The organism is Caballeronia sp. Sq4a (assembly GCF_023170545.1).
Classification (GTDB): Bacteria; Pseudomonadota; Gammaproteobacteria; order Burkholderiales; family Burkholderiaceae; genus Caballeronia.
The window spans coordinates 187,776-200,097 of record NZ_CP084250.1; the positions used below are offsets into that span (position 1 = coordinate 187,776).

At 64.7% G+C, this 12,322-nt stretch carries 10 protein-coding genes; 7 read left to right on the forward strand and 3 right to left on the reverse strand.

Annotation, left to right across the window (positions count from 1 at the left end; genetic code table 11):
* Positions 1-212: 212 nt before the first annotated feature.
* The 3 genes from LDZ24_RS00870 to LDZ24_RS00880 are packed head-to-tail and all read left to right on the forward strand — an operon-like array spanning position 213 to position 4,867.
* Positions 213-1,499 (forward strand): dicarboxylate/amino acid:cation symporter, encoded by a 1,287-nt coding sequence (locus tag LDZ24_RS00870; RefSeq protein WP_248320987.1) that lies wholly within the window; start codon positions 213-215, stop codon positions 1,497-1,499.
* Between the two features lie 23 nt (positions 1,500-1,522).
* A complete protein-coding gene (locus LDZ24_RS00875) occupies positions 1,523-3,505 on the forward strand; it encodes an ATP-binding protein (protein WP_371747364.1) in 1,983 nt (660 codons plus the stop codon).
* Between the two features lie 21 nt (positions 3,506-3,526).
* Positions 3,527-4,867: a sigma-54 dependent transcriptional regulator gene (locus tag LDZ24_RS00880; RefSeq protein ID WP_248320991.1), complete on the forward strand. Its 1,341-nt coding sequence runs from the start codon at positions 3,527-3,529 to the stop codon at positions 4,865-4,867.
* A 48-nt stretch (positions 4,868-4,915) separates the two neighbouring features.
* On the opposite strand, the gene LDZ24_RS00885 is transcribed toward LDZ24_RS00880, so the two are convergent.
* Entirely contained in the window at positions 4,916-5,455 is a 540-nt protein-coding gene (locus LDZ24_RS00885; RefSeq protein ID WP_248320993.1) for a TlpA disulfide reductase family protein, read from the reverse strand.
* A 229-nt stretch (positions 5,456-5,684) separates the two neighbouring features.
* Between LDZ24_RS00885 and LDZ24_RS00890 the strand changes: the two genes are divergently transcribed.
* On the forward strand, positions 5,685-6,197 hold the full coding sequence (locus LDZ24_RS00890; protein WP_371747400.1) for a hypothetical protein: 513 nt from the start codon (positions 5,685-5,687) through the stop codon (positions 6,195-6,197).
* Positions 6,198-6,561: 364 nt separating this feature from the next.
* Here LDZ24_RS00890 and LDZ24_RS00895 read toward each other — a convergent pair whose 3' ends face one another.
* Both LDZ24_RS00895 and LDZ24_RS00900 read right to left on the reverse strand, forming a co-directional pair.
* A complete protein-coding gene (locus LDZ24_RS00895; protein WP_248320996.1) occupies positions 6,562-8,097 on the reverse strand; it encodes a YifB family Mg chelatase-like AAA ATPase in 1,536 nt (511 codons plus the stop codon).
* 97 nt (positions 8,098-8,194) lie between these two features.
* A complete protein-coding gene (locus LDZ24_RS00900; protein WP_175939211.1) occupies positions 8,195-8,455 on the reverse strand; it encodes an accessory factor UbiK family protein in 261 nt (86 codons plus the stop codon).
* Between the two features lie 395 nt (positions 8,456-8,850).
* On the opposite strand from LDZ24_RS00900, the gene LDZ24_RS00905 reads away from it, so the two are divergent.
* From LDZ24_RS00905 to gshA, 3 genes are all read left to right on the forward strand, one after another.
* Positions 8,851-9,189: a P-II family nitrogen regulator gene (locus LDZ24_RS00905; RefSeq protein ID WP_014190273.1), complete on the forward strand. Its 339-nt coding sequence runs from the start codon at positions 8,851-8,853 to the stop codon at positions 9,187-9,189.
* 30 nt (positions 9,190-9,219) lie between these two features.
* Positions 9,220-10,710 carry an ammonium transporter gene (locus tag LDZ24_RS00915; protein ID WP_256465374.1) on the forward strand — a complete coding sequence of 497 codons (1,491 nt, stop codon included), beginning with the start codon at positions 9,220-9,222 and terminating at the stop codon, positions 10,708-10,710.
* Between the two features lie 291 nt (positions 10,711-11,001).
* Entirely contained in the window at positions 11,002-12,291 is a 1,290-nt protein-coding gene (gshA, locus tag LDZ24_RS00920; RefSeq protein WP_248321000.1) for a glutamate--cysteine ligase, read from the forward strand.
* Positions 12,292-12,322: the final 31 nt, after the last annotated feature.

The window sequence follows — 12,322 nt, forward strand, 5'->3', positions numbered from 1 at the left end:
CCAAGGCCCGCGAAGCCGCCCATAAAACCCAGGAGACAAGCCGATGCCCCCTTTCGCACCCAACCGACCCTGATCCGTCGACGTAGCGGCTCTCGCTAACGCGACGCGATCCGGCACGCGCGGTTTCCCGCCACGCGTCGCCGCTTTGCCCGCACTTCGCGGCTCGCCGCTGGCGCTTTCTTTGCCAACTGCTGATATTGCCTGGAACCATCGTGAAGAAACCTTTCTACAAAGTCCTGTACGTGCAGGTGCTCGTGGCCATCGCCATCGGTATCGCGCTCGGGCACTTCTATCCCTCGTTCGCCACCGACATGAAGCCGCTCGGCGACGGCTTCATCAAGCTCATCAAGATGGTCATCGGGCCGATCATTTTCTGCACCGTCGTGACCGGCATCGCCGGCATGGAGGACATGAAGAAAGTCGGGCGCGTCGGCGGCAAGGCGCTGCTGTACTTCGAAGTCGTATCGACGTTCGCGCTGATTCTCGGCCTCGTCGCCACGCACGTGCTGCGGCCGGGCGTCGGCTTCAATGTCGATCCGGCGACGCTCGATCACAAGGCCATCGACACGTACGCAGCGAAGGCGGCGCACGGTCAGAGCGCGGTCGATTTCTTCCTGCACATCATCCCGGACACGCTTTCGTCCGCGTTCGCGCAGGGCGAAATCCTGCAGATTCTCTTGATCGCGCTGTTGTTCGGCGCGGTGCTCGCGCATCTCGGCGAGCGCGGCAGGCCGGTGACGAGCTTCATCGAAAGCCTGTCGAGCGTGCTGTTCGGCATGGTCGGGATCATCACGAAGCTCGCGCCCATCGGCGCGTTCGGCGCGATGGCCTTCACCATCGGCAAATACGGCATCGGCTCGCTCTTGCCCATGCTCAAGCTGATCGGCACGTTCTATCTGACGTCCGTCGTGTTCGTCGTGGTCGTGCTCGGCATCATCGCGCGCATGGTCGGCTTCTCGGTGCTGCGCTTCGTCGCGTACATCAAGGAAGAGCTGCTGATCGTGCTCGGCACGAGCTCGTCCGAAGCCGCGCTGCCGCAACTGATGCTCAAGCTCGAAAAGCTCGGCTGCTCGCGCTCGGTCGTGGGTCTCGTCGTGCCGACCGGCTATTCGTTCAATCTCGACGGCACCAACATCTATATGACGATGGCGGTGCTCTTCATCGCGCAGGCGACCAACACCGACCTGTCGTGGGGCCAGCAGTTGACGCTGCTCGCGGTGACGATGCTGACTTCGAAGGGCGCGAGCGGCGTGACCGGCGCGGGCTTCATCACGCTGGCCGCGACGCTTGCGGTGGTGCCGACCATTCCGCTCTCGGGCATGGTGCTGATTCTCGGCGTCGACCGCTTCATGAGCGAATGCCGCGCGCTGACGAACATCGTCGGTAACGGCGTGGCGACGGTGGTCGTCTCGGCGTGGGAGCGCGAGCTCGATCGCGCCAAGCTGCGCGCGGCCTTGCATCGCAATGTCGACGTGACCGAAGAGGCGGAGACGGTCTGACGCGACTCGGGACGGACGCGAACATGCGAGCGGCGAAGCCCCCGACTGCGGAAGCTTCGCCGCGCGCGTTTCGGCAGGCTTATCCCGAAAATGCGTATGCCACAATGAGGGATTCTCAATCGCGGGAATCTCATCACGTGACGCGCCGCATCCTCGTGTTCTTTGCGCTCGCCGCGCTGCTCACGGCGTGCTGCGCGCTCACGTGGCACGTCGAGCGGCAGCGCGGCATCGACGAGTTGCGGCGCAATGCGGCGGCGCGCGTCGATCGCACGACGAGCACGCTGAAAAGCACGCTCGACCGCTACGAATATCTGCCGTATCTGCTGTCGCGCCATCCGTTCGTGCAGGACGTGCTCGTCGCGCCCGATGCGCGCAATGTCGATCGCGCGAACCGCTATCTCGAAGATCTCAACCGCCGCGCGCATGCCACGGCGACTTACCTGATTCGCGCCGACGGCTACTGTGTCGCGGCAAGCAACTGGCGCGGGCCGGACAGCTTCATCGGCGTGGAATATCACTTCCGGCCGTATTTCGTCGATGCCGTGAAAGGCGGGGTCGGGCGATTCTTCGGACTCGGCACCATCTCGCTCGAACCGGGCTACTACATCTCGCAGCCGGTGTATCAGGAAGGCGGGCACGAACTGATCGGCGTGGCGGTCGTCAAGCTCAATCTCGAATGGTTACAGGGCGCGGATGCGTCCGAGCCGCTGCTCGTCACCGACGACCACGGCGTGATCTTTTTGTCTTCGGTGCCATCGTGGAAATATCACACGGTGCGGCCGCTGCCGCAGAGCGTCGAGGCGTCGGTGTATCAGACGCGACAGTACGCGCAGCAGCCGATCACGCCGCTGCCCCTGTCCGTCGTCGAAACGCTGGAAGGTGGCGCGCAGATCGTGCGCGTCGGCGGCGGACACAACGCGCCGAGTTTTCTGGCGACGCGCCGCTCCATCGGCGAGCCGGACTGGCAACTCATCACGATGGCGCCGCTCGATCCGGTCGAAAGCGCGGCGCAGACAGCGGTCGTCGTGACGGCGCTCGTCTTTGTCTCGCTGTGTCTGCTCGCGTTCTACTGGCGCATGCGGCGCGCGCGCGTGCGCGAGATGATCCGCAGCCGCGAGCTGTTGCAGGCGGCGTATGCGGAGCTGAATCAGCGCGTGGCGGAACGCACGGCGGACTTGTCGCAGGCCAATGCGCAACTCACGAAGGAAGTGAACGAACGCACGCGCGCCGAGCAGGACCTGCGCGCCGCGCACGACGAACTCATTCAGGCGAGCAAACTAGCCGCGCTCGGGCAGATGGCGGCGGGCATCACGCACGAACTGAATCAGCCGCTTGCCGCGTTACGCAGTTTCTCGGACAACACGCGCGTGCTGATCGAGCGCGGCGATCAGGCGGCGGCGCGCGAGAACCTCGAAGCCATTGCCGCGCTGACCGAGCGCATGGGCAAGATCACGAATCAGCTGAAGCTCTTCGTCGCGAAGGCGCGGCCGAAGAACGCGCGCACGGATGTCGCGCGGGCGCTGCGCAACGTGCTCGGCATGCTCGGGCCGCGTCTTTCGAACGTCGTGCTGGACATTGCGCCGGAACTGGAAGGCGACGGCCCGCCGATCATGGTGCGCTGCGAGGACTTGCGGCTGGAGCAGGTGTTCATCAATCTGATCGGCAATGCGCTGGATGCGGTCGCCTCCTGCGATGCCCCGCGCATCGTGATCGAACTGGACGCGCGGGCGGATGCGGTGGAGATTGTCGTGCGCGACAACGGGCCGGGCATTCCCGCCGACGCGTTGCCGCACCTCTTCGAGCCCTTCTTCACGACGAAGGAGACGGGACACGGGCTGGGACTCGGGCTGGCGATTTCATCGGCGATCGCGCGGGACTACGGCGGCACGCTCGTCGCGCGCAATCGCGTGGCGCCCATCGTCGCGGACGGCCCGGAAGGCGGCACGCAAGCCGACGCCGATCACTCGCACGGCGCAGAATTCGTGTTGACGCTGCGACGCGCGTAGCCATTTGAATCGAGGCAAGACATGACCACCGGTTTGCAGGTGATCTTTATCGAAGACGACGAGCTCGTGCGCCGCGCGAGCGTGCAGAGCCTGCAACTCGCGGGCTTCGAGGTGGCGGGCCACGGCAGCGTCGAATCGGCGGCGCGCGTCATCGACGCGAATTTTCCCGGCGTAATCGTGAGCGACATCCGGCTGCCGGGCGCGAGCGGCCTCGATCTGCTCGCGCAGTGCCGCGAACGCGCGCCGGATGTGCCCGTGATTCTCGTCACCGGACACGGTGATATTTCGATGGCCGTGCAGGCGATGCGCGACGGCGCGTACGACTTCATCGAAAAGCCGTTTGCCTCGGAGCGTCTCGTGGAAGCGGTGCGGCGCGCGCTCGAACGGCGCACGCTGGTGCTGGAGAATCAGGCGCTGCGGCGCGAGTTGGCCGATCAGAGCGGCGTGGCGCCGCGCATCATCGGGCGCAGTCCGGCCATCGAACAGGTGCGTCGGCTGATCGCGAACGTCGCGCCGACGGACGCCTCCGTGCTCATCAACGGCGACACGGGCGCGGGCAAGGAACTGATCGCGCGGAGCTTGCATGAGATGTCGTCGCGCCGCGACAAGCCGTTTATCGCGGTGAACTGCGGCGCGCTGCCCGAGCCGATGTTCGAGTCCGAGATGTTCGGCTTCGAAGCCGGCGCGTTCACGGGCGCGCAGAAGCGGCGCATCGGCAAGCTGGAGCACGCATCGGGCGGCACGCTCTTTCTCGATGAAATCGAAAGCATGCCGCTCTCGCTGCAAGTGAAGCTGCTGCGCGTGTTGCAGGACGGCGTGCTGGAACGGCTCGGGTCGAACCAGCCGGTGCAGGCGAATCTGCGCGTGGTCGCCGCGGCCAAGGGCGACATGAACGAGCACGTCGCGGACGGCACGTTCCGGCGCGATCTGCTGTATCGGCTCAACGTCGTGACCATCACGCTGCCGCCGCTCAACGAGCGCCGCGAGGACATCGTGCCGCTTTTCGAGCACTTTCTGCTTGATGCCGCCGTGCGGTACGGCCGGCCCGCGCCGCTCATCACGGACCGGCAGCGCGCCGAGCTGATGCAGCGCGACTGGCCCGGCAACGTGCGCGAACTGCGCAACGCGGCGGATCGCATGGTGCTCGGCGTGATGGACGACGTGAGCGCGTCGCTCGACACGGCGACGCAATCGCTCAAGGAGCGCGCCGAGCAGTTCGAGCGCGCGGTCATCGCGGAAACGCTGGAGCAGTGCGGCGGCGCGGTCGCGGTGGCGGCGGACCGGCTTCAGGTCGGCAAGGCGACGCTCTACGAGAAGATCAAGCGTTACGGGCTCGCCGCGAAAGGCGATTCGGACCGCTAGAAACGACAACGCCCGCATAAGCGGGCGTCATCTTGAGACGGGCTGCGCTCACGCCGCGGAGCCGAGCGCCTTGTCCAGCAGCGCATCCAGTTCCGCGAACGTCGGCTCGCCGACATAGCGTTTCAGGATCTTGCCGTTTTTGTCGACGACGAAGGTAGTCGGCGTCAGTTGCACGTTGCCGAACTGCTTGGCGGCGCTGCCGTCGTCCATCGCGACCTTGAACGGCAGGTTGCGCGTCTGCGCGTAGTTGTTGACGTACATCGGCGCGTCGTAATTCATGGCGACGGCGACGAATTCCAGCCCGCGTCCCTTGAACTTGTTGTACGTGTTGATCATCTCGGGCATTTCCTTCATGCAGGTCTCGCAACTCGTCGCCCAGAAGTTGACGAGATAGACCTTGCCCTTCAGATCCGCCGATGTCGAAATCTTCTGGCCCGACAGCAGCGTGAACGTGGCGTCCGGCACGCGCTGCTGGCCGCCGAACGCGAAGTAGCCGGTACAGGCGATCACGCCCGCGACGAGCGCCATGACGACATAGCGCAGCGGGCTTTTGGCGCGGCCGGAAGTGTCTTGCGTGGTTTGGGACATGGGAACCTCGGATTGCAGAGTTCAGCGCCGTGAGCGGCGCAACCGCAATAGGAAACTGCCGGTTATTTTAGCGCCAAACGCCGGGCGGCATCATGTCGGAGCGGAAGGCCCGGCATCGCGGCGCGATAATGATGCTTTTTCACGCGAAGAATCGGACATGAAGCAGGCTTTTCTCCCGGTGGCGGCCGCAGTGCGCCATTTTGCCGCGCTGGGCGCGTGGCGCGCGTCGATGGCGGCGGTTGCCTGTGGCGCGCTGCTCGCCTGCACGCCCGCCTACGACTGGCGCACCGTCATGAACAACGACGACGGCTACGAAGTGACGCTGCCCGCCAAGCCCCGCGCGGACGAACGCAAGATCGAGATCGCCGGCCAGCCGATGACCATGCGCATGCAGACCGCCGAAGCGAACGACGTCGTGTTCGCTGTCGGCACGGTCGTGCTGCCGAGCGCGGACCCGGCGCTGCAACGCGCGGCGCTCGACTACCTGGAGCAAGGCCTCGCGCGGAACGTGAATGCGCATCCGGCAGCGCGCGCGACGCAAATCGAGTTGGCGGCGGGCGGGCGCGTGCTCGGCAGCGAGATGCAGGTGGAAGGTCAAAGCGGCGAAAAGCGCGAGTCCCGGACGATCCACGCGCGTTTCGTCGCACGGGGCATGCATGTGTATCAACTGGCGATCGTCTCTGACAAAGCGCCGCCCGCCGAGCAAGCGGATCAATTCTTTACGTCCTTCAAACTTTTTTAGAGGGGACGCTCGAATCATGCAAGTACTGGCTTAAAAGCGCCGTGCCGAGCCGAAATCGAATGCAAGTCGCTTCGCAGAATTGAGCCGTAATCCACGGATTTGTCAGGACTTTTTCCTCTATCCACAAGTTCTGTGGATAACTTTGTGGAGAAGAGTGTGCGGTAGCCACCAAAAGCCCGAAACAAGCGGCTGTCGTTACTTTGCCTCCGATCACGGCAATTTAATTAGTTCAATAAAATCAATGGCCTGCGGAATCGATGTCAAACCAGCATCAAATCCGATGAAAGATGGGCGCGGATCGCGTCGGTGTGCATAAGTCAAGACTTGACAAGCATTTTTGCGCTGACGCGAACCGTCGCAGGCCTCATGCGATGCCGAGCGCCCGCCGATACTGGACCGCCTCCGCGACGTGCGCGGCGTCCGGCGTGTCGACGCCGGCAAGGTCCGCGATGGTCCGCACCACTTTCAGCACGCGGTAGTACGCCCGCGCCGACCAGCCGAACCGCTCTCCCGCCGAGCGCAGCAGCGCCTCGCCGGCGGAATCGGGGCGGCAAACGTCGTCGGCTTCGCGGCCATCCAGTTCGCGATTGGTCTTGCCCTGCCGGCGCAACTGCGTCTTGCGCGCGACGGCCACGCGTGCCGCGACCTGCGCGCTCGATTCGCCACGCTTCGCGCTGCGCGCCGACAATTCCGCCGGCGAAAGCGCGGGCAGTTCGATCTGAATGTCGATGCGGTCCATGAGTGGCCCGGACAGCTTGCGCAGGTAACGCGCGGCGATCTCCGGCGAGCAGCGGCAACGGCCCGAAGGGTCGCCGCGCCACCCGCACGGACACGGGTTCATCGCGGCGACCAGTTGGCAGGCGGCAGGGAAGTCGGCTTGCTGCGCGGCCCGCGAAATGGTGATACGGCCGGCTTCGAGCGGCTCACGCAGCGTTTCGAGCACCTTGCGATCGAATTCGGGAAGCTCGTCGAGAAAAAGTACGCCCAAGTGCGCGAGCGTGATTTCGCCCGGTTGCGGCGGATTGCGCCCGCCGACGAGCGCGACCGAACTCGACGAATGATGCGGCGCGCGAAACGGCCGCTGCCGCCACTGCGCTGGGTGAAAGCCGAGCGAGCTCGCCGAGAGAATGGCGGCGGACGTGAGCGCTTCGTCGTCGGACATCGGCGGCAAAAGGCCGGGCAGACGCGCGGCGAGCATCGACTTGCCCGCGCCCGGCGGCCCGACCATCAGCAGATGATGCCCGCCCGCCGCCGCCACTTCGAGCGCCCGTCGCGCGCCCGGATGACCGATGACATCGGCGAGATCGGGCGACGGCGCCGACGACGCGTCCGAAAGCGTTGCGGCTTGGGCGGGCCGCAGCCGCGCGTCGGGCACGCCGTTGAGATGAGCGCACAGTTCGGGAAGATCCGCCGCCCCGTAAACGTCGATGCCCGGCACGAGCGCGGCCTCGGCGGCGCTCGCGAGCGGCACGTATATCTCGGGAACGCCGGCACTGTTCGCATACTGGCGAGCGGCGCCGCAGACCATCGCGAACGCGCCGCGCATCGGGCGCAGCGCGCCGGTCAACGATAGCTCGCCCGCGAATTCACGATTCGCGAGCGATTCCGCAGGAATTTGCCCGCTCGCGGCGAGAATGCCGAGGGCGATCGGCAGATCGAAGCGGCCCGACTCTTTCGGCAGATCGGCGGGCGCGAGGTTGACGGTGATACGGCTGACGGGAAAATCGAAGCCGCAGTTCTGCAACGCGGCGCGGACGCGCTCGCGGCTTTCGCGGACTTCGAGATCGGGCAGGCCGACGATGGAGAACGACGGCAGCCCGTTGGCAAGATGAACTTCGACGACAGCTTCCGGCGCGCGCCCAGGGGCGGGCGCGCGGCTGCGTACCACGGCAAGCGACATGATTTCACCTGAAACGGCGCGCGCCGAAAAACGGCCGCGCCGGCAATAAGACTAGAACTTCACGGCTCGCCGGCCGGGTACCAGAGAAACAGCGGGCTTAGTCTTGGGCCGCGCCGGTGCTCGTCATCCGCTGCTCCAGTTGCGCGACGCGCTTTTCCAGTTCTTCGAGCCGCGCGCGCGTGCGCACGAGCACTTGCGTCTGCGTATCGAATTCTTCGCGCGTGACGAGATCGAGCTTTGAGAAGCCTTGAGAAAGCATCGCCTTCATGTTTCTTTCGACGTCCTTCGCGGGCGAGTTCTTGAAAAGCTCGCTCATCTTCTGCTGCAGGTCGTTGAACACGTCGTTGGGCTGCTTCATCGTTTCTCCCTTCTGCACAAATAAAGTGCATTCATTGTTAGGTCAGTGCCCCGAAACATCGAATGTTCGATCTTGGTGCGCGCGCGTGTTCCGCGAACGCACGCCGGGGACATCTCACAGGCGACGCGATTTTAGCGCCGGCTCGCGGCTGCGTTGGCCGTCCATGCCCTTTTTGCGGACCTCGCGACCACTCTAGCAATGAACCTGCCCCCCCGCCAGCACGCCCGGCGCGCGTTAGCCGTTCGGCAGAGGGGCGCGGCGCATTTTGTCGCAACATCGCTGCAAGGCTTGCCAGGACTCGATTGGCATACGAGTTGCATAAGTGGCGCGACCTTTTCTGAACGCGTTCTTAAGCGAACGGCAGGCGGAAGGAAGGCAACCACAGCGAGGGACACATGAAACTCATCACCGCAATCATCAAGCCGTTCAAGCTCGACGAAGCGCGCGAGGCGCTTTCGGCCATCGGCGTTTCGGGCATCACCGTCACGGAAGTGAAGGGCTTCGGCCGCCAGAAAGGGCACACCGAGTTGTATCGCGGCGCGGAGTACGTCGTCGACTTCCTGCCGAAGGTGAAGATCGAGGCAGCCGTTTCGGACGACATCGTGGATCAGGCCATCGAAGCCGTCGAACGCGCGGCCCGCACGGGCAAGATCGGCGACGGCAAGATCTTCGTCACCGCAATCGAACAGGTGATTCGCATTCGTACCGGCGAGACCGGCGCGGACGCGCTCTAAGAAAAATCGGCGATAAGAGGAACCAGAAGAATGCGCAACTTTTTGATGTCATTGATGGTGGCGGGCGCGCTGATCGGCGCGAATGTCGGCACCGCACTCGCAGAGGACGCGTCCGCTCCGGTCGCCGCCTCGGCACCCGCGTCCGACGCCGCCTCGGCGAGCGCATCCGCCGCTTCGACGGCAAGCGCGCCTGCGAGCGCGAACACGGCGATGGCTTCGTCGGCAGAAGCGGCCGCTGCCGCATCGGGCGCGTCTGAAGCTGCGCCCGCCGCGCCGACCGAGCCGTTCTCGGTCGATTCCTCCAAGATCAGCTCCGGCGACACCGCGTGGATGCTGACCTCGGTCGCGCTCGTGCTGTTCATGACGATCCCCGGTCTCGCGCTCTTCTACGCGGGCATGGTGCGCAAGAAGAACGTGCTCGCGACCGCCATGCAGAGCTTCGCGATCTGCTGTCTCGTGACGATCCTCTGGACGGTGGTGGGCTACAGCATCGCGTTCACGCCGGGCGGGTCGTTCATCGGCGGCTTCTCGCGCGTGTTCCTGCACGGCATGGCCTACATCAAGGGCGACAAGGCGACGACGCTCACCGTCAGCCATCTTGCCTCGACGATTCCGGAGTCGGTCTACTTCGCGTTCCAGTTGACGTTCGCGATCATCACGCCCGCGCTTATCACCGGTGCGTTCGCGGACCGCATGAAGTTCTCCGCGATGCTCGTGTTCATGGCGCTGTGGTCGCTCATCGTCTATTCGCCGATCGCGCACATGGTGTGGGAACCGACCGGCTGGCTGGCAACGGCAGGCGTACTCGACTTCGCGGGCGGCACGGTGGTGCACATCAACGCGGGTATCGCGGGTCTGATGTGCTGTCTCGTGCTCGGCAAGCGCGTCGGCTATGGCCGCGAAGTGATGGCGCCGCATAACCTCGTGCTCTCGCTGATTGGCGCGTCGATGCTGTGGGTCGGCTGGTTCGGCTTCAACGCAGGTTCGGCGGTCGCGGCTGACGGCCGTGCCGGCTTCGCAATGCTCACCACGCAGATCGCCACCGCATTCGCCGCGTTCGGCTGGATGTTCGCGGAGTGGATCACGAAGGGCAAGCCGTCGGTGCTCGGCATCATTTCGGGTGCGGTGGCGGGTCTGGTTGCCGTGACGCCGGCTTCGGGCTTCGTCGGCGTGCCGGGCGCGATCGTGATCGGCATCGTCGCGGGCGTGGTCTGCTTCTGGTCGGCGACGTGGCTCAAGCACAAGTTCGACTACGACGACTCGCTCGATGCGTTCGGCGTGCACGGCGTCGGCGGGATCATCGGCGCGCTGCTGACGGGCGTGTTCGCAGTGAAGGACATCGGCGGCTTCGACGGCTCGGTGCTCGTGCAGGCGAAGGGCGTGCTCGTCACGCTGATCTACTCGGGCGTCGTGAGCTTCGTCTTGCTCAAGATCATCGACATGACCATGGGCCTGCGCGTCACGGAAGAACAGGAACGCGAAGGTCTCGACGTGACGCTGCACGGCGAACACGTCGAATGACGAATGTGCCGCAAGCGTGCGCGTATCGACCGCGCGCGCTGCGGCTACAAGAACGAGCGCAGCGACTTGGCCCGCCTTCATGGCGGGTTTTTTTCGTTCGAAGCGGAATAAAGACCGCGCGTCCGGGTTTCGTCCATTGAAGGGCGTCCTGCTTTGCCGGACGGGGCGCAGGAGACCTTGGTAATTGGCGGCTCATCCCCAATTAGGCAAAACAATTGCTCTACAATCTTTGGTCTTCCATCGGCCGGGCGTAACGCTCCGGTCCCGTGCAAAGCTGTCCGCGAGAAATCAATGGTCCCGCACTTAGTTACGGCGTTGAGTGGCCCTCTGCTCGATCTCGAGCGGAAAATCCTCGAGGCCACGCCAGCCATCGAGCGGTGGTTCCGTCTCGAATGGCAAGAGCACACGCCGCCGTTTTACTGTTCAGTCGATCTGCGCAACGCAGGGTTCAAGCTCGCGCCCGTCGACACCAACCTCTTTCCCGGCGGCTTCAACAATCTGCCGCAGGAAGTGCTGCCGCTCGCCGTGCAGGCGGCCATGGCGTCGATCGAAAAGATCTGTCCCGACGCGAAGAATCTGCTCGTGATTCCGGAACGTCACACGCGCAACGCGTTCTATCTGGAAAACGTCGCGCGGCTCGCCACGATCATGCGGCAAGCGGGACTGAACGTCCGCTTCGGCACGCTCGATGAAAACATTCACGGCCCGGTGACGATTCCGCTCGCCGACGGCCAGAAGATCGTGCTGGAGCCGCTCGAACGCACGCCGCGCAGGCTCGGGCTGAAGAACTTCGATCCCTGTTCGATTCTGCTCAACAACGACCTGTCGGCGGGCATTCCGCCTGTCCTCGAGAATCTGCACGAGCAGTATCTGCTGCCGCCGCTCCATGCGGGATGGGCCGTGCGCCGCAAATCGACGCACTTCTCCTGCTACGACGACGTGGCGAAGAAGTTCGCGAAAATGGTCGAAATCGATCCGTGGATGGTGAACCCGTACTTCGCGCATGTGGAAGGCGTGGACTACGAGGCGCGCACGGGCGAAGAAGCGCTGGCGGACGCCATCGACGGCGTCATCAAGAAGATCGCGAAGAAGTATCGCGAATACGGCATCAGCGAGAAGCCGTACGTGGTCATCAAGGCCGACGCCGGCACGTACGGCAAGGGCGTGATGACCGTGCACGACGCAAGCGAAGTGGCCGCGCTCACGAAGCGCGAGCGCGCGAAGATGAACGACGCGAAGGACGGCCTGCAAGTGCATGACGTGATCGTGCAGGAAGGCGTGCATACGTTCGAGCGCGTGGAGAACGCGGTGGCGGAGCCGGTCGTGTACATGATCGACCGGTATGTCGTCGGTGGCTTCTATCGCGTGCACGATTCTCGCGAGCGCGATCAAAACCTGAACGCGCCGGGCATGCACTTCGTGCCGCTCGGCTTCGAGCACACGGCGCTGCCGGACGCGCATGCGAAGCCGGGCGCCGCGCCGCCGAACCGCTTCTACATGTACGGCGTGGTGGCGCGGCTCGGGCTGCTCGCGGCGTCGGTGGAACTCGAAAAGACCGATCCGGAAGCCATTCAGGTGTAAGCGCGCGGCTTGCGGTAAGCTCGCAGGCCGC

Excerpts from the sequence above, each read along its gene's own strand:
- gshA (WP_248321000.1), top strand. The coding sequence starts at position 11,002 with ATGGTCCCGCACTTAGTTACGGCGTTGAGTGGCCCTCTGCTCGATCTC.
- LDZ24_RS00890 (WP_371747400.1), top strand. The coding sequence starts at position 5,685 with ATGGCGGCGGTTGCCTGTGGCGCGCTGCTCGCCTGCACGCCCGCCTAC.
- LDZ24_RS00885 (WP_248320993.1), bottom strand. The coding sequence starts at position 5,455 with ATGTCCCAAACCACGCAAGACACTTCCGGCCGCGCCAAAAGCCCGCTG.
- LDZ24_RS00880 (WP_248320991.1), top strand. The coding sequence starts at position 3,527 with ATGACCACCGGTTTGCAGGTGATCTTTATCGAAGACGACGAGCTCGTG.
- LDZ24_RS00875 (WP_371747364.1), top strand. The coding sequence starts at position 1,523 with ATGCGAGCGGCGAAGCCCCCGACTGCGGAAGCTTCGCCGCGCGCGTTT.
- LDZ24_RS00905 (WP_014190273.1), top strand. The coding sequence starts at position 8,851 with ATGAAACTCATCACCGCAATCATCAAGCCGTTCAAGCTCGACGAAGCG.
- LDZ24_RS00895 (WP_248320996.1), bottom strand. The coding sequence starts at position 8,097 with ATGTCGCTTGCCGTGGTACGCAGCCGCGCGCCCGCCCCTGGGCGCGCG.
- LDZ24_RS00900 (WP_175939211.1), bottom strand. The coding sequence starts at position 8,455 with ATGAAGCAGCCCAACGACGTGTTCAACGACCTGCAGCAGAAGATGAGC.
- LDZ24_RS00915 (WP_256465374.1), top strand. The coding sequence starts at position 9,220 with ATGCGCAACTTTTTGATGTCATTGATGGTGGCGGGCGCGCTGATCGGC.